Origin of the sequence: Pseudomonas sp. OA65, assembly GCF_017498305.1 — a bacterium.
Classification (GTDB): domain Bacteria; phylum Pseudomonadota; class Gammaproteobacteria; order Pseudomonadales; family Pseudomonadaceae; genus Aquipseudomonas; species Aquipseudomonas zanjanensis.
The window spans coordinates 10,379-35,698 of sequence record NZ_JAGDEZ010000015.1 but is presented as its reverse complement, the minus strand read 5'-3'; the positions used below and the strand labels follow the sequence as shown (position 1 = coordinate 35,698).

Here is a 25,320-nt window from a genome sequence, read left to right as displayed (position 1 = left end):
CGGTGAAGATGATAAGGATGTGAAATAAAACGGAGAGAATTGCCACGTACGCTGCAAGCTGGAATCAAGACAAGGAGATTCAGGCCATGGCGTTCATCGAACGTGTGTCCCCGGCGCAAATCGTCCAGGTCGTGGGCGTGTTGGCGGCGTTGGCCGGGGTGGCGACCTGGTCGTCGCTGCTGCTCACGTCGGCCGAGTCGCGCACGCCGGACGTCGCCCCGCAACGCATGGCCGAGCGTTCCGATAATCCGGCGCTGCAATGGTTCTCCAACCAACCGGCACCGGTGGACATCAAGGTCAGCGGCGTGATGGCCGGCAGCCGCGCCGACGTGGCGATCCTCAGCCTCAACGACGGACCGCCGCGCAGTTTCCTGGTGGGTGAGCGTGTGGCCCAGGGGGTACGCTTGGTGGCGATCGAGGCGCAGGCGGTGGTCATCGAGCGCGGCAACGAACAGACCCGGCTGGTCCTGGCGCGGTTGCCGGATTCAGTGAGTTTGCCCTCGCTGACCCACCCCGAAAATCAGCGCTGACCTGTGGCGAGGGAGCTTGCTCCCGCTCGGTTGCGCAGCGACCGCAGGATCTTGGGGCCGCTTCGCCCGAGGCGTCGGACCGGCCCAGCGGGAGCAAGCTCCCTCGCCACAGGGGATCGCATTGCCTCTCCTTATTTCTCCCGGCTGACCAACGTCTCCAACCGCGCCAACGGCGGTGCTTCACGGGCGCGGTCCGACACGCTCAGTTCAACCCGCAGCAACCGGCCGTTTTTCGCCGGGCGCAGGGTCTGTTCGCAGCGCAGCAGCAAGCGCCCCTGGTCGCATTCGAACACTGTGGAGCCGGGGGCAAAACCGCCCTCCAGACGCAACTGCGCCAGTTGGCTGCGGGCGGTGAGCAGGGCGATGGACTTGTCGCGCAGCAAACCGTTGCTCTGGGTCATCACGGCAGCCACGCGCACGGCGGCCGACATGGCCACGGCAATGATCGCCAGGGCCACCAGCACTTCGATCAGGGTGAAGCCGGCTTGCGGAGCAGGGCGTGGCATGGCACGGGCTCGAGGGCGAGGGCAGCCTTCAAGGCTAGCCAGCGTTCGTGACCGATTGACGACGCAAGCTCCTGAGCAATTTCAATATCACTGACATATTTTCTTGCAACACTGCGCCTCGAATCGAATCCAGCGAAGGACCGTCGAGATGCAGATCGCCCGTTACAACGCCCGTTCCCAAGGCCCTCGCGGGCAGTTGGGTTTCACCCTGATCGAAATCATGGTCGTGGTGGTGATCCTCGGTATCCTGGCGGCGATGGTGGTGCCCAAGGTGCTTGACCGTCCCGACCAGGCAAGGGCAACGGCGGCGAAGCAAGACATTGGCGGCCTGATGCAAGCCTTGAAGCTGTACCGCCTCGACCACGGCAGTTACCCGAACATGACCCAGGGGCTCAAGGTGCTGGTGGAGAAACCGGCCGATGCGAAAAACGGCACCTGGCGCTCGTATCTCGAACGCCTGCCCAACGACCCATGGGGTCGCCCTTATAACTACCTCAACCCCGGTGCCAACGGCGAAGTCGATATCTTTTCCCTGGGGGCCGATGGCCAGCCTGACGGCGACGGCGTGAATGCCGATATTGGCTCCTGGCAGTTATAAGGGCCGTGATGCGAACGGATTCGCCCCTCGCGGCGAAGCAGCGCGGCATGGCGGTGATCAGTGCCTTGCTGATCGCTGCTGTAGTAGCGGTGATCGCCGGCGGCATGCTGACCCGCCAGACCCTGTTCACCCGCAGTCTGGAGGCCGAACAGTTGCGCGTCCAAGGTACGGCGCGCTTGCAGGGTGGTTTGCAACTGAGTCGCCAGTTGCTCTGGGACGCCCGTCAACGCGATCCCCTGACGCGTTTCGGCCAGCCCTGGGCGAAGCCCATCGTGATGCCCGGTTCGGCTCAGATCGACACGCCGTTCGAAGGCCAGTTGGAGGACGAACAAGGCAAGTTCAACCTGCGCAACCTCGTTGCCAATGAACGCGTGGATGAGGAGCAGGTGCGCGCCTTCGAGCGCCTGTGTGCGCAGCTTGGGGTGGCCGCGACGGTCCGCACGCGCATCGTCGAAAGGGTGGTCGAGGCGTATCCGCGGCTGTTGAATCCGCAGCGGTCGGACCAGGCGCCAGAGAGCAACACATTCGACAGTGGCCGCGAAACGTCGCCGTTGGCCGCCAACAAGCCGCTTTCACCAACGCGCCCGATGCTGCGCACCTTGCAAGACTTGCGCAGCGTCAAGGGCGTCACCCCTCGGTTGCTGGACACCCTGGCGCCGTACGTGACGATCTTGCCGGCCAACACCTGGATCAACGGCAACACCGCCAGCGCCCCGGTGTTGGCCGCCTACGTGCCGGGGCTGTCGCTGCAACGGGCCGAGGCGCTGGTCAGGGAACGCGACGGTGGCCATTGGTTTATCAACCGCGGGGATTTCGTCAATCGCCTGCGCATGCCCGAATTGGACACCGCCAACGTCAAGGTCGGTATCACCAGCGACTGGTTTCGCCTGCGGGGCCAGGCGCGCAGTGGTCAGCGCCGGGTCGAACTGGAGGCGTTGCTGCAACGCAGCGAGGACCGCTTGCCCCAGGTGATCTGGTCAAGGGTGGGCGTATGACGCGCTTGCGCATCGGCCTGGCGCCGCTGGGCAGCCTGGATCTCGACAGTGTGGTGGCGTTTGCCTGGCTGGATCGCCAGGGCCAGGTCCGTGAGCAAGGCCAAAGCAGCCTGCGGGCGTTGGGCCAGGGCAGTAAAAATCTATCAGTGGAATGCTTCCTTCATCCCCGCGACAGCTTGCTGACTCGCCTGGAGTTGCCGCTGTTGCCGGCGGCCAAGATCACCGCAGCGGTGACGTGCGCGGCCCAGGCCCTGATGCTCGGTGCCAGTGAGCACATGCAGGTGGCCCACAGCCCGCGCGACGTTGATGGGCAGGTGCAGATCGCCTGGCTGGACCGTGAATCCCTCGCCAATCTCGGGCGGCTTGTGCACCAGGCCGGCATGAAGCTGCGCGGCCTCTACCCGGCGGCCTACGCCTTGCCGGTGCTGTCGGGGCCGGTGGCCTGCATCGAGGACGATCATTTGCTGGTGCGCTATGGCGTTCAGCACGCCGTGGTGCAACCGTTGCAGGAAGCGGCGCTGGACGAGTGGCTCCTGGAAATGGGGAGCGGGCTGCATTGGGTGGGCAAAGTTCCACCGCAATCTTCCCTCGACATCTTGGCCGACAGCCAACGCTGGATTGGCCCGACGCCGGGCTGGGGCTTGCATGCCGGCCTGTCCCGCAGCGCGGCCGAGCGCGGTGGTTGGGGCCGGGCGGCGGCGATCTGCGCGACAGCGCTGGCGGTGTGGGTGGTCGGGCTGAACCTCTACGCCGCCCGCGAAGCGGCCCAGGGCCAACGGCTCAAGGCGCAGATGAGCCAGCGGGTGAAGCAGGCGTTTCCCGAATTGCCGGTGATCCTCAACCCACTGCAGCAGGCGCGCCAGCAAATCGCAGCGCGCCAGAGCGGCGCGGCGACTGACCCGGCCCAACGCTTTGCCAGCCTGGTGCAGCAGGCTGGCAGCGCCATGCCGTTCATGAGCGGCAATGTCCAGGCGCTGGCGTTCGATAACGGTGAGTTGCGCCTGAATGTCGTGGCCGAGGCGCAGAAGCCCGCCGCCGACGATGATTGGAAAATCCCCCTGGCCCAGGCCGGCATCGACATCGCCGCCGTCGACCAGGGCTGGGTCCTACGCGTGGCGCCAGCGGGCCAGGACGCCCCCGACGAAACCCCGGACGCCGACGATGAATAAGCACACCCTGGCCCTGGCGCGGGTCCGTTGGCAAACCTTTCGCACGCAATTGCGCACCTTCTGGCAGGGGCTTGCCGCCCGCGAACAAGCCGCCGTGGCCCTGGCTGCGCTGGTGCTGGGTGGCTGTCTGGTCTGGCTCGCACTGATCCAGCCGCCGCTGAAGACCATCGCCTATTGGCAAGCCGAAACCCCGAAGCTGCGCTCACAGACCGAAGCCCTTGAGGTGCTGTTGCGTGACGTCGCGGGGCCAGCCCAAGACCAGCCCCTCGAAGCCGCCTTGCGCCAGAGCCTGGACGCCAGCGGCTTGAGCCAGCACTACCAATTGCAAACGTCCGAGGGCCCCGGTGCTTGGCAGCTCACGTTCGACCAGGCCCCGGCGGAGGCGGTCATCAGTTGGCTGCTGGGCAACCCACGGCAATTCTCCCTGGAGGTGATCGAGGCTCGTTTGCAGCGTTCCGTCCCGGCCAATACCGACACCCTCGACAACCACGACAACAACACCGGCACATTGTCCGGAACCGTTCGCATGGATCAGGCGCACAGCGCTAAGGAAGCTTCATGAAAGGGGCCCGATACCCACGTCATTGGCGCAAGGCTGCACCGCTGTTGTTGCTGGCGTTGAGTGCCTGCAACAGCACGCCGCCCGCGTCGCAGCCACCGTTGCTGGTGGACAGCGAACTGGGGATTCCGTTGGGGAGTACCCAGCGCAGCGGCGATGCATTGCTCGATCGCCAGCGGGCCCAGGACTTGCGTGAACGCAAGCCGGCGGTGCGGCATCAAGTCGACCTCACCGCCCGTGCCCGAGAGCCGCGCGGCAATGCGTCGGCGCGCACGCCCCTGGGGGATCAACCGGTGACGCTGAATTTCGTCGAGGCGGACATCCAGGCGGTGGTGCGGGCCTTGTCCCGTTCCACCGGCCAACAGTTCCTGGTGGACCCGCGGGTCAAGGGCAACCTGACGCTGGTCTCCGAGGGCCAGGTCCCGGCCCACCAGGCCTACGACATGCTGCTGGCCGCGCTGCGCATGCAAGGCTTCAGCGTGGTCGACGTCGGCGGTGTGGCCCAGGTGGTGCCGGAGGCGGATGCCAAGCTGCTGGGTGGGCCGATCTACAGCGCCGACAAACCGGCCGGCAACGGCATGCTGACCCGCACCTTCCGCCTGCAATACGAAAACGCCGTGAACCTGATCCCGGTGTTGCGGCCGATCGTGTCACCGAACAACCCGATCAATGCCTACCCGGGCAACAACACCATTGTCGTCACCGATTACGCCGAGAACCTGTCGCGGGTGGCGCAGCTCATCGAAGGCATCGACACCCCCAGTGCCATCGACACCGACGTGGTGCCCATCCACAACGGCATCGCCGTCGACATCGCGCAAATGGTCTCTGACCTGCTGGAAACCCAGGGCGGCGACCAGACTCAGAAGATCAACGTGATCGGCGACCCGCGCTCCAACTCCATCATCATTCGCGCCGGCAGCCCCGAGCGCACGGAGCTGGCGCGCAACCTGATCTACAAACTCGACAACGCCCAGAACAACCCGAGCAACCTGCACGTGGTGTACCTGCGCAACGCCCAGGCCGGCAAACTGGCCCAGGCCCTGCGCGGCTTGCTCACCGGGGAAAGCGAAGGCGAGGGCAACGACAACTCGCGCTCGGTGCTCAGCGGCATGGGCGCCAGCACCAACGGCCAGGGCGGGCAGGGCAGCAGTGGCGACGGCAGCAGCAGCACCACCAGCGGCAGTGTGTCGAGCAGCGGCAATGGCTACGCCCAGGGCAGCAACGGCTCCCCCAGCACGACGTCGACGAACAGTGAGCAGGGCACCGCCTTCAGCGCCGGCGGCGTGACCATCCAGGCCGACGCCACCACCAACACCTTGCTGATCTCCGCGCCGGACCCGCTGTACCGCAACCTGCGGGAAGTCATCGACCTGCTGGACCAGCGTCGCGCCCAAGTGGTGATCGAGAGCCTGATTGTCGAGGTCGGCGAGGACGACGCCAGCGAGTTCGGTGTGCAATGGCAGACCGGCAACCTTGGCGGCAGCGGCGTGATCGGCGGGGTCAACCTCGGCGGCACGGGGCTCAACCTCAATGGCAAGACCAGCATCGACGTGTTGCCCCAGGGCCTGAACCTGGGCTTGGTCAACGGCACCGTGGACATTCCCGGCATCGGCAAGATCCTCGACCTCAAGGTCCTGGCCCGGGCCTTGAAGAGCAAGGGCGGCACCAACGTGCTGTCGACGCCGAACCTGCTGACCCTGGACAACGAAGCGGCGAGCATTTTCGTTGGCCAGACCATTCCGTTCGTCAGCGGCAGCTACGTCACCGGTGGGGGCGGTACCAGCAACAACCCGTTCCAGACCGTGACCCGTGAGGAGGTGGGTTTGAAGCTCAACGTCCGACCGCAGATTTCCGAAGGGGGGACGGTCAAGCTCGATATCTATCAGGAAGTCAGCAGCGTCGACAACCGCGCTTCGAGCACCACGGGCATCGTCACCAACAAGCGCGCCATCGACACCAGCATCCTGCTCGACGACGGGCAGATCATGGTCCTGGGCGGGCTGCTGCAGGACGGTTACACCCAGAGCAACGACGCGGTGCCGTGGCTGTCGACGATTCCTGGGATCGGTGCGTTGTTTCGCAACGAACGGCGCCAAGTGACCAAGACCAACCTGATGGTGTTCCTGCGGCCCTATATCATCCGCGACACGGCGGCGGGCCGCGGCATCACCCTCAACCGCTACGACTTCATGCGCCGTGCCCAAGGCTTGCTGCAACCGGAGCGCAGCTGGGCACTGCCGGACGTGCAAACCCCGCAACTGCCAGCCTCGGCCCGGGCGATCCCCGCCGCCGCGCCGGTGAGCTTGCAAACGCCCAGGGCGGTGATCAAGGCGGTGCCGGCAACGGAGCCGGTTGGTCAATGAGCACCGTGGCGAGGGAGCTTGCTCCCGCTGGGCTGCGCAGCAGACCCGAAACCTGGCGCCTCGGTGCGTCAGGCAGATCGCATTCAACCTGTTTGGGGTCGCTTCGCAACCCAGCGGGAGCAAGCTCCCTCGCCACGGGGTGCATATCAGTCATAGAGGGGTTGTCCCCATGAACACTCTCCCATACGCCTGGGCCAAGGCCCAGCGCCTGGTGTTGCGCCAGTCCGAAGACGGCGCAGTGTTGATGGTGTGCCCGTCCACGCCGGGCTGGTCCATCAGTGAAGTGCGCCGTCAGTTCGGCGAGGTGCGGCTGGAACGGGTGCGCGACGAGGAACTCGACGGCTTGCTCAACAGCGCCTATGCCGACACCGGCAGCGCTGCCGCAGTCGTGGGCGCGGCGGAAAACGAAGTCGACCTCGACCGGTTGATGCAGGACATCCCCGAGATCACCGACCTGCTGGACACCCAGGACGGCGCGCCGGTGATCCGCATGATCAACGCCTTGCTGACCCAGGCCGCCCGGGACGAGGCCAGCGACATCCACATCGAACCCTACGAAAGCCATTCAGTGGTGCGCTACCGGGTCGACGGCACCCTGCGGGATGTGGTTTCGCCGCGCAAGGCCCTGCACGGCGCGCTGGTGTCGCGGATCAAGATCATGGCCCAGCTCGACATCGCCGAAAAACGCCTGCCCCAGGACGGCCGGATCGCCCTGCGGGTGGCCGGGCGACCGATCGATATCCGCGTCTCGACGGTGCCCACCGGTCATGGCGAGCGGGTGGTAATGCGCTTGCTGGACAAACAGGCCGGACGCCTGCAACTGGAGACCCTGGGGATGGACCCGGGCGTGCTGGGCAAGCTCGATCACCTCATCCGCCAGCCCCACGGCATCGTCCTGGTCACGGGCCCCACCGGCAGTGGCAAGACCACCAGCCTCTACGCCGCCCTGGCCCGGCTGGACGCCAGCGTCCATAACATCCTCACCGTGGAAGACCCGGTGGAATACGACCTGCCGGGCATCAGTCAGATCCAGGTCAACGCCAAGATCGACATGACTTTTGCCCTGGCGTTGCGGGCGATCCTGCGCCAGGACCCGGACATCATCATGATCGGTGAAATCCGCGACCTGGAAACCGCGCAAATCGCCGTGCAGGCCTCCCTGACCGGTCACTTGGTGCTGGCGACGTTGCACACCAACGACGCGGTGTCGGCCATCAACCGCTTGATCGACATGGGCGTCGAGCCATTCCTGCTGGCCTCGTCGATGCTCGGCGTGCTGGCCCAGCGACTGGTGCGCAGGCTCTGCCCGCAGTGCAAGCAACCCGACCCGGCGACGCCCGGCACCTGGCGTCCGGTGGGGTGCCCAACGTGTAACCAGACCGGCTACAGCGGACGCACTGGCATCCATGAGTTGTTCTGCATTGACGACGACATCCGCACGCTGATCCACCAAGGGGCAGGGGAGCAGGCACTGCGCGCCGCCGCCCGCCAGGCTGGCATGTTCAGCATGCGCGAGGATGGCGAGCGTTGGGTGCGCAGTGGCACCACGGCCCCTGAAGAAATCCTGCGCGTAACACGGGACGCCTGATGAATCGCTACCGTTTCGAGGCCGCCGACGCCCAGGGCAAAATCGAGTCTGGGCACTTGGAAGCCGACAGCCAGGGCGCCGCTTTCAATCTGTTGCGCAGTCGCGGCTTGACCGCGTTGCAGGTGCAGCTCGAGCGCAACACGGCGCAGGCCAGCGGCGGTGGTTTGTTCAGCGCCAAGCTCTCGGACAACGACCTGGCCTGGGCCACCCGGCAACTGGCGAGCCTGCTGGGTGCCAGTTTGCCGCTGGAAGCCGCGTTGAGCGCCACGGTGGAGCAGGCCGAGCGCAAGCACATCGCCCAGACCCTGAGCGCGGTGCGCGCCGATGTGCGCAGCGGCATGCGCCTGGCCGAAGCCCTGGCGGCGCGGCCGCGGGACTTTCCGGAAATCTATCGGGCGCTGATTGCGGCGGGCGAAGAGTCCGGTGACCTGGCCCAGGTGATGGAGCGGCTGGCCGATTACATCGAAGAGCGCAACAACTTGCGGGGCAAGATTCTCACGGCGTTCATCTATCCCGGGGTGGTGGGGCTGGTGTCGGTGGCCATCGTGATTTTCCTCCTCAGCTATGTGGTGCCCCAGGTGGTCAGTGCGTTCTCCCAGGCCCGCCAGGATCTGCCCGGGCTGACCGTGGCGATGCTCACCGCCAGTGACTTCATCCGTGCCTGGGGCTGGTTGTGTTTTAGCGTATTGGCCGGAGGCTTCTGGAGTTGGCGCTTGTACCTGCGCAAACCGACGGCACGGTTGAACTGGCACGCACGGGTGTTGCGCCTACCGCTGATCGGGCGTTTTGTACTGGGCCTCAACACCGCGCGTTTTGCCTCGACCCTGGCGATTCTCGGCGGCGCTGGGGTGCCGTTGCTGCGAGCCCTTGAGGCCGCACGCCAGACGTTGTCCAACGAACGCCTGAGCCAGAGCGTCAGCGAGGCCACGGCCAAGGTCCGCGAAGGGGTCAACCTGGCGGCGGCGCTGCGGGTGGAAAAAGTCTTCCCCCCGGTACTGATCCACCTGATCGCCAGCGGCGAGAAAACCGGCTGCCTTCCACCGATGCTCGAACGCGCCGCGCAAACCCTGTCCCGCGACATCGAACGCCGCGCCATGGGCATGACCGCACTGTTGGAGCCGCTGATGATCGTGGTCATGGGCGGCGTGGTGCTGGTCATTGTCATGGCGGTGTTGTTGCCGATCATTGAGATCAACCAGTTGGTTCAATGAATCGTCAACGCTGAAACTACGCTCCGGTTGCCCCAAGACCACCAAAACCACCAAAACTTCCTGCTGGAGGTATTCCAGCGACAGGAATCTGACTCCTAGGCATCGGCTTGACGTTGGAGAGACCACCCACAAAGTTACCCACCGCCCCGCCTACAATGCCACCCACTGCGGCGCCTGCGCCTCCGAATCTACTTCCAACACCTGCTCCGATTGACGCTCCTACCGTTTCTGCTGAGACAATGGTGTCGCCTGCGCCGAAAATCATAAGTTGTTCTTCTTCGGTGAGATCTCTCATGTCGATGTCCTGCCTTTAAATGAATAAATTTCAGTTGTGTTTGTTTAATCTTTTTTGATTAATTCCAAAAAAACGAAATGATGCATGTACTGCAAGTCCAATGGCCAAGCCTTTAATATATAAATTTAACTCCCAGTGATCAGCGATCACACCTATAGAAATGCCGAACAATAATGAAGCTAGGATGGCAATTATTTTTTTCATGAGGTTGATACGCTCAGCCCGTCCGTCGATGATTTCGACAGGCTATAGCATCCGGTTTTCTTGATTGTGAAATCAAAATTCCTGCGTGCCCAAAACAGTTGAGGAATATTGTTCCTTCGAAATATTGTCTTTAAGGTACTGATGGCATCTTTAGCGCCGCCACTGGGAAAACAAAAATCGATTATCCACGTCCGCCCCCCTTCATTCCATTCCGACGGGTGCAGCAGAAAGTTGGGATCCGTCAGCATTCGCTGCTCAGCATCCGGTGCCAGATATGCCCACGTAACATAGCCCATAGGCCTTGCTGTGGAGTCAAAGAAAAACACAATCTGCTGATGATCAATCGCGGGCACCAACCAAAAATGCAGTGTACGCATCTGAAACGTATGAGAACGGCTACACATGAACATAATCAAGTTGGCATAGCCGAGTGCTGCGGCCTTCTTTTCAATAGTGTTGTTTAGGCACTGAGTAACCAGACGAAAACGGTTTGTCATTGACATGAAAAGGCTCCTAGCCTTAGTGACTCCATCCGACGCTCCCGGATGCCACGAGAATTCCAGCTGCACAAGCATGGTGGGAACTATTGATGGATACATTAGCGTCGAAAACCGATTGCTGACGACCCTACAGGTGTAGGGGTTCATCGTTAAGTTTTTTCCTGTATAGCCTCACCTCCCGAGCCTCCCCGTTGCCAAACTCGGGTTCCTCGTTCTGTCATCTTCCGCCGCCCGGCAACCCTGCGCCGCCATCTCCACGGCCAGCTCTTGCCGTCCCCCTGAAAAATCCGCCTGAACCCACGGTCCAGAGCCCTCGAACACCCGAGAAAAACATCCTGAAAACAGCCCTCAACTCCCGAGGTTTTTTCCTTTATCTGTCACCGGAAGCTGCGAATTTCTAACCCATGGCCTCACCCCATCGCCATCGGCACAGGACCGAGCGCCATGACGGCAAGCATGCGTCACTCAACCTACGTACGAACACGATGAAAGGAGATTCTTCATGTTTAAGCGCACTATGATCGCAGCGTCCCTGGCAGTAGCCGCCCTGGCTTCGGCCCAATCGATGGCCGCGGTTGTCGGTGGCGGTGCCACCCTGCCTGAGAGACTCTACAACGGCGCTTCGCCTCTGCCACGTCTGTTGCCGACAGACTTCAGCTACACCGGTGTCGGCAGCGGCGCCGGCAAGACGGCTTTCCTGACCAACGCACCCGCTTCGATCAGCCAGCCTGCCGGTACCCCGGTTGACTTCGCCGGTAGCGACTCGGTCATCAGCCAGACTGAACTGACCAACTACAACAACGCCTTCGGTGCCACCTTCGGCAAACTGATCCAGATTCCATCGGTAGGCACTTCGGTCACCGTCCCGTACAAGAAAACCGGCACCACCACCCTGCAACTGACCGGCGCCCAACTGTGCAACATCTTCTCCGGCACCGTGACCACCTGGGGCCCGATCCTGGGTAACAGCGACGCCACCCCGATCAAGGTCATCTACCGTTCCGGCAGCAGCGGCACCACTGAATTGTTCGCCCGTTTCCTGAATGATTCCTGCCCTACCAAGTTCGGCGTCAGCAGCACCTTTACCTCGGCCAACCTGGGTGCCGAGCCTGCCAACTGGCAAGCCGTTGCCGGCAGTGCTGACGTAGTGACCGCGGTCAACGCCACCAATGGCGCCATCGGTTATGTCAGCCCTGACTTTGTTTCTCCGAACAACAACGCCGTGGTTGCTCGCGTCAGCAAAAACGCCGTAGCCGCCGGCACCGCGCCACTGCCAAGCCTGGCCAACACCACCGCCGCCCTGGGTACCGCTCCAGTCCCGGCTACCGCTGCCGATCGTGCCAACCCATTGAAGTGGGTCCCTACCTTCGGTTCCGCCGCCAATGACACCGCTGTTCCCACAGGCGCCAACCAGTACCCGATCGTGGGTTACACCAACCTGCTCGTGGGTCAGTGCTACAAGACCGCTGCCGATGCCACCGCCATCCGCAACTTCCTGACCAGCCTGTACACCGGCACCAAAAACACCGTCATCAACGCCCACGCCTTTGCCATCGTCCCAGGCACCAGCGCAACACCGACCAACCTGGCTGGCGAAATCAAGAAAACCTTCCTCGACAACGCCTATGGCGACGGCCTGGATATCGCCAACATCAGCGTCTGCAACGGCAAAGGTCGTTTGTAAGCCGCACGCAGGGAGCCGCTCAGGCCACAGGATGTGGCCACTCTGAAAACAGCATCGGTAGCGGCCAGGTTGGCGCTGCCGATGTTGTTTTTCTGCGCCTGGAAACCTTGCGCGCTTCGCTGTTCCAGATGATTTCGCTGCCCGGCCGGCACGCAGATGAACTTTGTATGACAAGCGTTCGGTCGCGCACCGTTGTAACCGCCTATCAGGTATCGATACGGCCACCTCGGGGCGGCTGTGTGACCTAACTCTGTGCTTTGGGAAAAGGATCGGATAGTGATGCGTCTGTCTAAAAAAACTTCGAAACCGACGCCTCGCGGCTTCGCCCCTGGATCCTCTCGCTCGGTACTGGAGCAGGGCGCGTTGTACCTGACTCCCCTGGCCCAGGCCATTGGTTTGCTGGTGCTCACGGGCACGGCCCAGGCCGCGCAGCCGGCGGCTTTCAGTTCGAGCTGGTTTGCCGCTAAGGGCGCGGCCCAGGCCACCCATGCCGCTCGCCCGGGCGGGCAGGTTCCAGGCGCGCCGCCACCGTTGGCGCAACAGCAGACCGCCAACCAGCAATTGCAGCGTTCGCTGAGCAACCTCAACAACACGGTGGCGGCGATCGCCGCGCAGCAGGCCTTGCAGGCGGCGGGCCGTGCGTCAGCCTTCGCCAACCCGCAAACCATTCATAACGGCCTGGGTGGCAATGGCCTGAACCTGGTGATCGGCGCCGATGGCAAACCGGTCTTCAGCAACGTCGAGGCGCCGGTGCAGACCGAGGCGGGCGGCAAGACCCAGGTCTCGATCAAGCAGACGGCCGACAAGGCGATCATCAACTGGGACACTTTCAACGTCGGGCGCGATACCACCGTCAATTTCCAGCAGAACGCCGACTGGGCGGTGCTCAACCGGGTCAATAACGCGACCGCGCCGAGCCAGGTCCAAGGTGCGATCAAGGCCAATGGCACGGTGTTGATCCTCAACCAGAACGGCATCGTTTTCAGCGGCAGCAGCCAGATCAACGTGCGCAACCTGGTGGCGGCCGCCACCGCGTTCGACGACAACCAGTTCAAGAACAATGGCCTGTACAGCCCCGGCGCGGCGCCGACCTTCACCAACGCCGGCGGCAAGGTGCGGGTCGAGCAGGGCGCGCGGATCGAAACCCACGCGCCTGCCAGCTCCACCGCCGGTGGCGGTTATGTGCTGTTGCTGGGCAACGAAGTGGACAATGCCGGGACCATCAGCGCCCAGAAGGGCCAGGTCGCGCTGGCCGCCGGCAGTGATTTCGTGATCAAGAAAGGCCAAGGCACCGACGGTAACGCGCAATCATCGGTGCGCGGCAATCAAGTGGTCGCCAGCGGCACGGGCGAAGTCAGCAACAGCGGCCTGCTGCAGGCAGCATTGGGCGACGTGAGCCTGACCGGCCAGGACGTGCGGCAAAACGGCGTGGCGCTGGCCAGTACCTCGGTGGATTCACGCGGCACCCTGCACCTGACCGCCAGTCGCAGCGTGACCCTGGGCGAGGGCGCCACCAGTGCGATCCTGCTCGATAGCAGCAGTGCCCTGGACAGCCAGCGCAATGGTCTGCTGCAACCGCCCAGTGCCAACACTTCGCCTATCGTCGCGGTCGACGGCTATCGCCGCGACCAGTCGTTGATCGCCATCGACAGCGCCGGCACCGTCGACTTCCAGAAAGGCTCGATCACCCTCGCCAGCGGTGGCCAGGTCGGCGTCCGCGCGACCCAGCGCAGTCGGGTCGGCGATGGCGCGGTCATCGACGTGTCCGGTGCGTTGGGCGTCAAGGTGGCGATGGAATCCAACAGCATCAAGATCAACGTCCAGGGCAACGAACAGCGCGACGCCCCCGGTAACCGCGACAAGGGCGGCCTGAACAGCAAGGACGTGTGGGTCGACACCCGCGACCTGGTGTTCGTGCCCGCCGGCACCAACGGCTACGCGACGGATCGCTGGTACACCGCCGGTGGCCTGCTGGAGGTCGGCGGCTACCTGGGCACCCGCGTGCACAGCGTGGGTGAGTGGATGGCCCAGGGCGGTACGGTGTCCTTCAGCGGTAACGATGTGGTGACGCAGAAGGGCTCGCAGATCAACCTGTCCGGCGGCACCCTCGATGTGCAGTCCGGCATGGTCAAGCAAAGCTGGCTCAAGGGTGCGAACGGGCGACTGTATGAAATCTCCAGAGCCCCTGGCGACATCCTCTATGAAGGGGTGTACCAGGGTTACGAGGATCACAGTACGCGTTGGGGCCAGAGCCGGTTCTACTACAGTCCGCTGATCGCCCCCCGGGAGCGTTTCGAGCAGGGCTACAGCGTCGGTCGCGATGCCGGCTCCCTGGTGATCGGCACGCGCAACGCCGTGCTGGAAGGCCAGGTGGTCGGCGACACCTTCCAGAGCGACCGCCAGGTGCAGGCCGCCCAGGTCGGGCTGGACGGTTACAACCAGTCGGCGAAGGCGGTGGCCCGTGGCGCGCAACTGATCGTTGGCAATTACGTGCCTTACTACGTGAAAAGCAGCGGTACCCTGCAATACGCTTTGCGCGCCAATGCCGGCACGCTGCAGGACATCGTCCTCGGGACCGAGGATCAATCCCTTGCGGCCGGAGTGGGGCTCCAGGACACCGTGGCCGAGGGGCGCGAAGGCCGCCTGTACCTGAACAGTGAACAGCTCAACGGCTTCGGCCTGGGCGCCGTGAAGATCGCCGCCACCGGCAGCATAAAGGTCGAAGGAGACCTGCAGGTCGCGCCGGCCGGCAGCATTACCCTGTACGGGCCGCAGGTCCAGGTCGACGCCAACCTGACGGCGCGGGGCGGCGAGATTGCCCTGGGCAACGTGTTGCAGCAAATCAGTGAGAGCGCCCGAATCGAGGACACCCGGATCGATGCCGTTGACGGCAGTCGTGCCGCCGTTCGCCTGGGCAACGGCGTGACCCTCGATACCCGTGGCCTCTGGAGCAATCAACTGCACAATCCGAATGACAGCAGCGCGCTGCCGTTCCTCAATGGCGGCAACGTGTCCCTGCGCAGCAGCGGCGACCTGACGCTGGCGGACGGCAGCCTGATCGATGTTTCATCGGGCGCCGCGCTGCTGGCCGATGGCAAGCAACGGGGTGGCAAGGGCGGTAACCTGACCCTGGCGGCCAACGCCAATACGTCCGCCGGCGACGGGGTGCTGAGCCTCGACGGTGAGCTGCGCGGCCATGGGGTCAATGGCGGCGGACGCCTGAGCGTGCAGGCCGGCAAGGTGACCCTCAGCGACCACCCAGTGGCGGACGCCGACGCCGGCCTGGTGTTGGGCAATGACTTCTTCAACAAGGGCTTCTCGGCCTACGACATTACCGGTAACCAGGGACTGACCGTCAGCGATGGCACCCAGCTGGACGTCAGCATGCCGGTGTACCACTTTGGCGATAACCTTCAGGACGCAGCGACCGGCAGTGACCCGCAGACGCTGTTGTCGCTCTGGACCCCTGAGCTGTACCAGCAGGATGCGATCAAAGGCGTGTTGAGCCAGCGCAAGGGCGCGAACCTGAGCCTGCAGGCCGGCAGCATCCTGTCCACCGCCAGCGAGCGGGAAACGGCGGCGCTGGTGGTCGGTACGGGCGCGCGGATCAGTGTCGATCCAGGCAGCACTCTGAGCCTGGCCAGCGTCGGTCAGTTGAGCGTCGACGGGCAACTCGATGCCTGGGGCGGGAAAATCCTGCTGACCCAGATCAAGCCGGCGGGGTTGGCGGATATTCCGGTGGTCGAACGTCCCCATCAGCGTTCGATCCTGTTGGGTGAGCATGCACTGTTGGACGTCTCGGCCCGCGCGGTCACGGCAGTGGATGCCCAGGACCGGCGTTACGGCCGGGTGGATGACGCCGGCAGCATTGTCATCGGTGGCAGCGTCGACACCGACAAAGGCACGGCCAGCGCGCCGGACCTGTTCGTGGTGGTGAAGCAGGGCGCGCGGCTGTTGGCCAACGGCGCCCAGGCCGAGCTGGATATCCGTGGCCAAGGCGCCACGACGCTGAGCAGCGCGGGCGGCAGCATCGCCTTGAGTTCGAACAATGGCTTGCGTCTGGACGGCGAGTTCCAGGCGGCTTCCGGCGGTGTCGGCGCTGCCGGTGGCAGCCTGTCGGTGGCGCTGGAAACCCCGCTGTACGATCGCTCGACGGTGGACGATCAGGTGCGGGTGCCGCGTGAGTTGATCCTGTCCCGGGGCACCGGCAGCGCTGCCACCGATGGCCTGATGAGCTACGGCCAGGGCCGCCTGGACGTCGATAAAGTCAGCCGCGGCGGGTTCGCCAACCTGACCTTGCTCAGCAACGGCATCCTGTCGTTCGCCGGTGATGTGAACCTGAACCTGGCGCAGAGCCTGCAAATCTATACCGGCTCCCTGGCGCTGGCCGAGGGCGCGCCGGGTGACAGCCGGATAGCCTTGAACGCCCCTTATGTGCGTCTGGCCGGGGCCGCGGCGCGAGGCGCCGACGTGCATGTGCGCCCGACCATCCAGGGTGGCCTGTCGGTGCAGGACAGTGCCGCCCAATTGCAGGTCAATGCCGATCTGCTGGACCTGCGCGACGTCCTGACCCTGGGCGCCCATGGCGTGCTGGCGCGCCAGCAGGGCCCGGCCCTGGAGATCGATCGCCGCGGTTTTGCCCAGGCGCAGTTGAGCAGCCGGGGCGACCTGCGTTTTCTTGGCGGCTCGCCGCTGAATATCGAGAGTACGGCCACACAACTGCTCAGCAACGCCGACCTGACCCTGCTGGCGGCGCAGATCTATCCGACCACGGGGGCCACGGCGCGGGTCAAGACCACCGCCGACTCGACCCTGCGGATCGGGCGTACCACCGACACGTTGCCGGCCCAACCGTATTCGGTGTTCGGTTCGCTGAGCCTGGACGCCGGCACCTTATTGCAGGGCGGCGTGCTGCGGGCGCCGTTGGGGCTGCTCAGCCTGGGCGAAGAAGGGGGCGATATCCAGACCTTGAAGTTGTTGCCGGGCAGTGTCACGTCGGTCAGTGGGGCCGGTTTGAACATGCCTTATGGCGGCACGGTCGACGGCTTGTCCTATCGCTACAACGGCAAGGACGTCCAATTGATCGGCGCGGGGGGCAGCACGTCGGTCAACGTGTTGTCGGTGGGCGTCTCCATGACCGGCCACAGCATTGATGTGCAACCCGGTGCCGTGCTGGATCTGTCCGGTGGCGGCGAACTGGCCGGCGCCGGTTTCATTTCCGGGCGGGGCGGCTCTACCGACGCGCGCTACAACCCGTTGGTGCAGATCGGTGCGGACGGTAGCCTGGTACTGCCGGGGTTGGACACCAACCCGGTGTACGCCATCGTCCCCGGCGACCAGCGCGGCTATGCGCCGCCGTCAGGGGAGACCGGGGCGCGCGATCCGCTGATCGGCCAGCGCATTACCCTGGACGCGGGTGTTCCAGGCCTGCCGGCGGGCACCTACACCTTGCTGCCCTCGACTTATGCCTTGTTGCCGGGAGCGTTCCGGGTCGAACTCAATGGCCTGGCTGGCAGCGGAAAAATGGCCAGCAGCCTGGCCATGCGCAACGGCTCCTGGGCCACCTCGGGAGGGCTGTCGATTGCCCACAGCAATATTCGCGATGCGCTGTCCAGCCAAGTGATTCTGACCTCGGCGGCCGTGCTGCGGCGTTATTCGCAATACAACGAAACCGGCTACGCAGCGTTCGCCAAGGCCGACGCCACGCTCAAAGGCGTGCCGCGGCCGATGATCGAGGCCGATGGCAAGACCCTCAAGCTCAAGTTCAAAGGGGTGGGCGACCCTGCCGAGACATTCCGATTCAACGGAACAGCCCGTTTCAAACCGGCCGAGGGCGGCCTGGGCGGCAGCGTCGGCATTTTCGCCGACGCCACCCGCCTCGAAGTGCTGCCGGTCGGCCAACAGGCCACGGCGGGGTTCGCCGGTGCCTCGCTCCATGATCAGGCGCTCAATGCTCTACAGGCTCCGCGCCTGTCGATCGGGATGCTGCCCGGCGTCATCTACGGCCAGGGCGGCAATCTGGTGACCTTCAACTCGACGCTGTCCGACATCGTTCTGCGCCAGGGCAGCAGCCTCAAGGCCGGTGAGGTGTTCCTAGCCACTAACGTCAAGGCCGGTGCCATCGTGGTCGAGCAGGGGGCGAGCATCAATACCCTGGGCCAAGGCAGCGCACCGTTCGATTCCCGCAGCGGTTTCGTCTACGATCCGGGCCTGAACAGCTTGCTGGCGGTGTCCAACGGCTGGCTCGATGTGCTGCCGCCCTCTGCGGGCGCTTCGGGAAGAGGTCCGGGCTCGATCCTGATCGGCCAATGCGACACCGGCCATTGCAGCGGCACCACCGAACTCTATTCCCAAGGCACCATCACCGCGGCGACCGACAATGTCTTCAACCTCGATGAGTCGGTGCGCTTCGGCACGCGCAACCTGACGCTGGCGGTGGGCGCGATCAACATCGGTTCGGCCCAGGCGCTGGCGGCGGCCCAACAACGCCAGGCGCTGCCCAAGGGGCTGACCCTCAACCAGCAGGTGCTTGACCGCCTGCTGCGCGGCGATCGCCTCAAGGGCGCGCCCGCCCTGGAAAACCTGGTGCTCAATGCCCGGGATTCGGTGAACTTCTACGAAAGCGTCGAGCTCAGCACCCTGGACCCCTTGACGGGCAAGTCCAGCCTCCAGCGGCTGGTCCTCGGCACGCCGGCGATCTACGGCTACGGCGCGGCCGGTGACCATGCCAGCATTCGCACCGGCACCCTGGTGTGGAACGGTGCGCTGACGCCGGCCGGCGCGCCGCTGCTGGCCGGACCTGGCAACGGCAGCGGGGTGCTGGATATCCAGGCCCAGGTGCTGGAATTCGGTTACGGCCCAAATGCCCAGGCCAACAACCTCGACAACCCGCAGCGCCTCACGCTGGGCTTCAGCCAGGTCAACCTCACCGCCAGCCAGCGCATCACCGCCAACCACAAAGGCGCGTTGCAGGTGTACCAGTCCCGTGGCGACTATGTCAGCGGCAAAGGCTACAGCTACAGCGGCGGCGACCTGCGGGTGAACACACCGCTGTGGACCGGCGAGGCAGGCTCGGTCAACCGCATCACCGCCGGTGGCGCGCTGACGGTGGCGGGCATTGCCGGGGTGTCGGCCGCAGCCGTCGACAACGCGGCGCTGGGGGCTGAGTTGCAGCTACAGGCCGGCAGCCTGTTGCTCGACGGCACGGTCCGCCTGCCCAGCGGCAAGCTCACCCTCGGCGCCAGCGGTGACGTGGTGCTGGGTGACAACGCCCGGATCGACCTGGCCGGGCGCGAGGTGGTGCTCAACGATGTGCGCAAATACAGTTGGGGCGGTGACCTGTTCCTCGACAGCCGCACCGGCAATATCCGTCAGGCCGCCGGTTCGACCGTCGACCTCAGCGCCCGCAACAACCGCGCCGGCCTGCTCAGTGCGATCGCCCTCGACCCCGATGCCGGCCTGATCGACCTGCAAGGCCGCATCCTCGGTTCCGCCACCGGCACCTATAACGCCGGCGGCACCCTGGTGCCCTATGCCAGCGGCGCGGTGGACCTGCGCGGGCAAACCCTGGGGGATTTCGCTGCGCTGAACGGGCGGCTGAACCGTGACCAAGTGTTTGGCTCGCGCAGCTTCCAACTCAAGCAAGGCGACCTGGTGATCGGCAACGAACTCAAGGCCAATGCCATCAATGTCTCAGTGGACAACGGCAGCCTGACCGTGCTCGGCACTGTCGATGCCAGCGGGCAAGCGGTCGGGAGTATCCGTCTGGCGGCGAAACACGGGCTGACCGTCGCCGGCAGCGCGCTGCTCGATACCCACGGCAGCATCTTGCGGGTCGACAGCTACGGCAAAATCATCGACAGCCCCAACCGGGCGCTGATCGAACTCAACTCCGGGGACGGCCAGTTGACCCTGGCCCGCGGTGCGCGCCTGGACCTGCGCCACGGCACCGGGGCGCCGCTGGGCAATGGCCCGGGACAATATGACGGCCGGGCCCGTGGCACCCTGGAGCTCAATGCCCCGCGGCTGCGGGTCGATGATCCACGGTACGGCGATATCGCCATCGATGCCTCCGGCAACGTGTCGGTGCTCGGCGCGCGTTCCATCAACGTCAATGCGATTGCTCGTTATACCGATGCCCGTGACGGCACCGCGCCGGCGGTGGATGGGTGGCCTTATCAAGTGATCGATCAGCGATACCTGAACGACAAACACAATGACAGCGAGGCGTTCATCAAGGCCGCGCTGGTCAATGGCAATCTGCTCAATGGCAAACTGGCCGGGCTGAACAATGCCGCCTACGCCGATGCGCTGCACCTGCGGCCCGGCGTGGAAATCCTCAGCAAGACACCGGACGGCGACCTGGTGGTGGAGGGTGACCTGGACCTGTCCGGTTATCGCTACGCCAGCCTCAACCGCCATACGCAAAAGACCGATGTCTATGGCTCAGGCGAGGCGGGCAACCTGGTCGTGCGTGCCGGCGGCAACCTGAACATCTATGGCAGCATCAACGATGGTTTCGCGCCGCCGGAGGCTGGCGACCCGACGGTGCGCACCGATGGCAATGGCTGGTTGCTGATCGCTGGGAAACAGCCGTTCGGTGCCGACCTGGTGGTGCCGGGGGCCGGTGTCGAATTGGCCGAGGGCACCTTGTATCCGGCCGGTAGCCTGCTCAACTATGACGTGCCCTTCAAGGGCGTCAGCCTGCCGGCGGGGCTCGAGCTGCCGACCACGCTGAGCCTGGGCGAGGCACTGAACCTGCCGGCGGGTACGCTGTTGCAGGCCGCCATCCGCGATGCCAGCGGCAACCTCCTGTATGCCGCCGGCACCTTGCTCAAAGAGGCGGTCAGCTTGCCGGTCGACACGCGCCTGGAAGCCGGTACCCGTTTGCCGATGGGCATTACCGTCCAGGACGGCACCTGGCCCAAGGGGGTCGCAGTGCCGGGCAGCGGGTTGACGTTGCGTAGCGCCCTGGCGTTGGGCTCCGGCGCGCTGATTCCTTCCGGTACCGACGTCAAGCTGGCCGAGGGGGTCGACCTGATCGAATTGCGCCCGGTCGATAACGGTATCCAGGGCCGAAATTGGGCGGTCGCAAGCCTGCTGCCGGACGGCTCGCAATCCTGGTCGATGCGTTGGGTGGCGGGGGCCGATACCGAGGCGGCTGATACCCGCATCACCCGCCCTCATGCAGAGGCGGGCAATTTGCAATTGGCCGATGGGCATTACCTGGCCAAGCGCGAGCAGACCGGTGGCGGTGGCGGAGGGGGTGGCGGAACGGGGTTGGTTTGGGCGCCAGGCAGCAATATCGGCGTGCCAGGAGAGCCCGTACCACCCGATATGTTGGATTTTTGCACCTGGATTCCAGGTGAATGTATCCCAGCACCGCCCAAAACGGTTTTGGTCTGGTCTCCGACCAACAATTATGGTGTACCAGGGGAGCCTGTGCCGCCTGATGCGCTGGATTTCTGCACCTGGTTTCCTGACTGGTGCGTGTTGGCTGTGGTTCCCGACAACCCTCCGGAGCCGATCCGCACCAAGGTCACTCCCGGCAGCCAGCTGTTCAGTGTCTTGCGCACCGGGACCGGCGATCTGGAACTGCTCAGTGCCGGTGATTTCACTATGCGGTCGCTGTTCGGGGTCTACACCGCCGGCACCCAGTCGGCCTCGTTGGCGCCGGGCGCCAACGACCCCTATCAGCAGGCCCGTGGCCGACAGCCCGATGGCAGTGTGCTGGGTGCTGCGGGTGCGGCCTATGAATCGCTCACCACCGATGGCGCTTACCAGGCCTGGTACCCGGAGCAAGGCGGTAACCTCAAGCTGACGGTGGGCGGTGACCTGCACGGCGATTCGTTCTCCAAGAGAAACGTCGGCAGTGGGGCACAGAACACGTCTGCGGCAATGGGCAACTGGTTATGGCGCCAAGGCACAGGCACCACGGCCGATCCGGCCACGCAAATCCCCACCGCCTGGTGGATCAACTTCGGCACCTTCGCCCAGCAGCCTTCCACCGAGGCAGGGGATCCCTACCTGACGGGCTTTACCGGGATCGGCACGTTGGGCGGCGGCAACCTGAGCGTCGATGTGGGCGGCGACGCCGGCTTGATTTCCCAACAACTCGGTGTCCTGGGCGCCGATGTGGAGCGCAGCCAGGGGCTGGTGCTGGCCGTGGGCAGCAGTGGCCGGGTTGCCGCCGATGGCAGCCTGGTGTTGACCGGTGGCGGCGACCTGCGGTTGCGCATCGGCGGTGAACTCAACCCTTCCCAGGCGGCACGAGAGAGTGTCAGCGCGGCGGCTGATCTGAACGGGATGCTGGCCAACCTGCGCGGTTCATTGCAGTTGCAGGCTGGAGCGATCGGAGCGTTGGGCCTGACCTACGGCAGCTATGGCGTTTTCCAGGATCCGAAAGAGTCTCGGGCCTATGACGCTTACGTTTCCACCATGGCCACCGCTCGCGGCGGCGTGACCCTGATGCCGGGGGATGCCGGCGTCAGCCTGGACAGCCGTGGCGACCTGGTGTTGCAGGGAGTGGGCGATCCGGGACGAGTGCTGATGCAGAACTCCACCGGCTACACCGACCGCGAAGGTGCCTATCGCAGTGGCGGCGGCCTGAGCCAATTCTCCTTGTGGACCGGCAATACCGCCATCGACCTGTTCAGTGTCGGCGGTAACCTGACGCCCATCGTCGCCATTGAAAAACTGGCCGGTCTCAATGCCTCAGTCTCCGGCGGACGTTTTGTCTACCCCTCGATCCTGCGGGCCGTCGCCGCCAATGGCAGCCTTTACTACGGACCATCGGCCCGTGGCGTCAGTGACGTGGCATCGGGGTTCTCGTTGATGACCGCGCCCTCGGCCAATGCCGAGTTGCAGCTGATCGCCGCCGATTCAATTTATGCCGGCGGTTATGCGGTCACGCAGTCGGGGGCCGATCCGGCCCTGTTGTCCAGTCCGTTGCGCCCGGCCTTCGCCGGCTACAGCGGGATCAACAGCAATCCGAACTATGATAATTACGGCACAGGTGTCTATGTCGCGCCGAGCGAATTCCCGTTATTCAGTTTTGGCGCCAATACCTTCAGCGTCCAGCCGTATACCCGGCGCGAGCCGGTGCGTTTTTATGCGGTGAAGGGCGATATCGTCGGCCTGCGGACCGGCGAAGTGATTCGTTATCCAGCGTCGGGTGACGAGGTGCGCTACGAGGGCAGTGGCCCGCTGCGGGTGATGGCCGGGCGTGACATTGTCAACTCCGGCTTGCCGTTGAACACCGCGACTGATGTGCCTGCTGCCGTCAGTGGTTCGGCTGGCGGGCAATCCACCGGTAACTTGATCGTGCACAGTCGAAGCGATGAAATTTCCCAGGTTTCCGCTGGGCGCGACATCCGCCTGAGCACCTTTAATATTGCCGGTCCCGGCCTGCTGGAGGTCAGTGCCGGGCGTAACCTGTACGGGTCGGGCCCGGGCGTGGGGCAGCTATACCAGGAGAGCGGCTTCAACAGCATTGGCAATGTCGACCCGGGGGCGCAGGTCCGTGACGGTGGTGCCTCGATCGCGCTGATTGCCGGGGCTGGCCCCCAGGGGCCGAACTATCGGGGTTTGCTGGCGCGTTACCTGCAGCCGGGCGCGGCGCTGAAAGATTATCGCGGCGAACTGAACCAGTGGCTGAGTCAACGCTTCGGCTACAGCGCTGGCGAAGACCAGGCCCTGGCGTTTTTCGCCGGCCTGCCGACGGAACAGCAGAACGTCTTCGCCCGGCAGATCTACTTCGCCGAACTCAAGGCCGGGGGGCGCGAATACAACACCGTCGGTGGCGAGCGCAGTGGCAGTTACCGCCGGGGGCGCGAGGCGATTGCCGCGCTGTTCCCCAGCAAGGATGTGGCGGGCAACACCATTCGCTACGACGGTGACATCACGCTCTACGGCGGTTCGGGGATCCACACCGACTTTGGCGGCGATATCCAGGTGCTGACCCCGGGCGGGCAGCAGGTATTCGGGATCGAAGGTGACGCGCCACCGGCCTCGGCCGGGGTCATCACCCAGGGCCAGGGTGACATTCAGTTGTACGCCCAAGGCAGCATTTTGCTGGGCCAGAGCCGGATCATGACCACCTTTGGCGGTTCGATCCTCGGCTGGTCGGCCGGGGGCGATATCAACGCCGGGCGTGGTTCGAAGACGACGGTGGTCTACACGCCGCCAAGGCGCGTGTATGACACTTGGGGCAACGTCACCTTGTCGCCATCGGTGCCGAGTACGGGCGCGGGTATTGCCACCCTCAATCCGATCGCCGAGGTGACGCCGGGAGACATCGACCTGATCGCGCCGTTGGGCACCATCGATGCGGGCGAGGCGGGGATCCGGGTGTCGGGCAACGTCAACATCGCGGCCTTGACCGTGGTGAACGCGGCCAACATCCAGACCCAGGGCAAATCCTCTGGCGTGCCGCTGGCGGCTTCGGTGAACACCGGGGCCATCACCTCGGCCAGTTCGGCGGCGTCTTCGGCGACGCAGGCGGCTGAGGATGTGGCCCGTCAGCAACAGAACGCCGCGCGGCAGAACCAGGCGTCGGTGTTCACCGTGCAGGTGGTGAGCTTTGGCTCCGAGCAACTGGCCCCGTCCCGCGATGGCGCCAGCCGCGAATCCCCACGGGCCTACGACCCGACCAGCCCGGTCCAGGTCCTGGGCGCGGGGCCTTTGGATGAACAGAGCCGCCAGCGGCTGACGGAGGAGGAGCGGGGGCGGTTGAGTTTGTAGGGGAATTCAGCTTGCGGTGATGTTGGCAGTGCTGGCCCCATCGCGAGCAAGCCCGCTCCCACAAGGGGGGCTGCGGTGTTCATGAGCTTTTGCATGCACCGCAGGTCTCAGTGTGGGAGCGGGCTTGCTCGCGAAGACGGCGGCACAGCCAACATATATGCCAGCAGGTCCACCGCCTTCGCGAGCAGGCTCGCTCCCACAGGGTTACTGGGTGGACTCAAGCTTTGGGTACGACACAGGCCCCCTTTGTGGGAGCGGGCTTGCTCGCGAAGACGGCGGCACAGCCAACATATATGCCAGCAGGTCCACCGCCTTCGCGAGCAGGCTCGCTCCCACAGGGTTACTGGGTGGACTCAAGCTTTGGGTACGACACA

At 64.6% G+C, this 25,320-nt stretch carries 13 protein-coding genes; 10 read left to right on the top strand and 3 right to left on the bottom strand.

The window, feature by feature from the left end:
* Positions 1–86: 86 nt before the first annotated feature.
* Positions 87–530 carry a type II secretion system protein N gene (locus J3361_RS14885; protein ID WP_207965225.1) on the top strand — a complete coding sequence of 148 codons (444 nt, stop codon included), beginning with the start codon at positions 87–89 and terminating at the stop codon, positions 528–530.
* Between the two features lie 131 nt (positions 531–661).
* Here the strand turns inward: J3361_RS14885 and gspI are convergent, their stop codons facing one another.
* Positions 662–1,036, bottom strand: a complete 375-nt coding sequence (gspI, locus tag J3361_RS14880) for a type II secretion system minor pseudopilin GspI (RefSeq protein WP_207965224.1) — start codon at positions 1,034–1,036, stop codon at positions 662–664.
* A 148-nt stretch (positions 1,037–1,184) separates the two neighbouring features.
* Here gspI and gspG point away from each other — a divergent pair, with 148 nt between their 5' ends.
* The 7 genes from gspG to gspF all read left to right on the top strand — a co-directional run bounded on the left by gspG (position 1,185) and on the right by gspF (position 9,522).
* Positions 1,185–1,634 carry a type II secretion system major pseudopilin GspG gene (gene gspG, locus J3361_RS14875; protein ID WP_207965223.1) on the top strand — a complete coding sequence of 150 codons (450 nt, stop codon included), beginning with the start codon at positions 1,185–1,187 and terminating at the stop codon, positions 1,632–1,634.
* A gap of 8 nt (positions 1,635–1,642) precedes the next feature.
* Positions 1,643–2,629 (top strand): type II secretion system minor pseudopilin GspK, encoded by a 987-nt coding sequence (gene gspK / locus J3361_RS14870; protein ID WP_207965222.1) that lies wholly within the window; start codon positions 1,643–1,645, stop codon positions 2,627–2,629.
* On the top strand, positions 2,626–3,798 hold the full coding sequence (gene gspL, locus J3361_RS14865; RefSeq protein WP_207965221.1) for a type II secretion system protein GspL: 1,173 nt from the start codon (positions 2,626–2,628) through the stop codon (positions 3,796–3,798). The genes gspK and gspL overlap by 4 nt, the downstream gene beginning before the upstream one ends.
* Positions 3,791–4,360: a type II secretion system protein GspM gene (gene gspM, locus J3361_RS14860; protein ID WP_207965220.1), complete on the top strand. Its 570-nt coding sequence runs from the start codon at positions 3,791–3,793 to the stop codon at positions 4,358–4,360. Before gspL ends, gspM begins: the two co-directional genes overlap by 8 nt.
* Positions 4,357–6,723: a type II secretion system secretin GspD gene (gene gspD, locus J3361_RS14855; RefSeq protein ID WP_207965219.1), complete on the top strand. Its 2,367-nt coding sequence runs from the start codon at positions 4,357–4,359 to the stop codon at positions 6,721–6,723. Before gspM ends, gspD begins: the two co-directional genes overlap by 4 nt.
* A 169-nt stretch (positions 6,724–6,892) precedes the next feature.
* Positions 6,893–8,311 (top strand): type II secretion system ATPase GspE, encoded by a 1,419-nt coding sequence (gene gspE, locus J3361_RS14850; RefSeq protein ID WP_207965218.1) that lies wholly within the window; start codon positions 6,893–6,895, stop codon positions 8,309–8,311.
* The gene (gspF, locus tag J3361_RS14845) at positions 8,311–9,522 is read left to right on the top strand and encodes a type II secretion system inner membrane protein GspF (protein WP_207965217.1); all 1,212 of its coding nucleotides are present in this window, start codon (positions 8,311–8,313) and stop codon (positions 9,520–9,522) included. Before gspE ends, gspF begins: the two co-directional genes overlap by 1 nt.
* Before the next feature lie 325 nt (positions 9,523–9,847).
* Here gspF and J3361_RS14840 read toward each other — a convergent pair whose 3' ends face one another.
* Both J3361_RS14840 and J3361_RS14835 read right to left on the bottom strand, forming a co-directional pair.
* Positions 9,848–10,021 carry a hypothetical protein gene (locus J3361_RS14840; RefSeq protein ID WP_207965216.1) on the bottom strand — a complete coding sequence of 58 codons (174 nt, stop codon included), beginning with the start codon at positions 10,019–10,021 and terminating at the stop codon, positions 9,848–9,850.
* Positions 10,018–10,524 carry a toxin-activating lysine-acyltransferase gene (locus J3361_RS14835; protein WP_207965215.1) on the bottom strand — a complete coding sequence of 169 codons (507 nt, stop codon included), beginning with the start codon at positions 10,522–10,524 and terminating at the stop codon, positions 10,018–10,020. The genes J3361_RS14840 and J3361_RS14835 overlap by 4 nt, the downstream gene beginning before the upstream one ends.
* Before the next feature lie 499 nt (positions 10,525–11,023).
* On the opposite strand from J3361_RS14835, the gene J3361_RS14830 reads away from it, so the two are divergent.
* Together J3361_RS14830 and J3361_RS14825 are read left to right on the top strand one after the other, a co-directional pair.
* A complete protein-coding gene (locus J3361_RS14830) occupies positions 11,024–12,205 on the top strand; it encodes a substrate-binding domain-containing protein (RefSeq protein WP_207965214.1) in 1,182 nt (393 codons plus the stop codon).
* A gap of 279 nt (positions 12,206–12,484) precedes the next feature.
* Positions 12,485–24,946 (top strand): filamentous hemagglutinin family protein, encoded by a 12,462-nt coding sequence (locus tag J3361_RS14825; RefSeq protein WP_207965213.1) that lies wholly within the window; start codon positions 12,485–12,487, stop codon positions 24,944–24,946.
* Positions 24,947–25,320 lie beyond the last annotated feature (374 nt).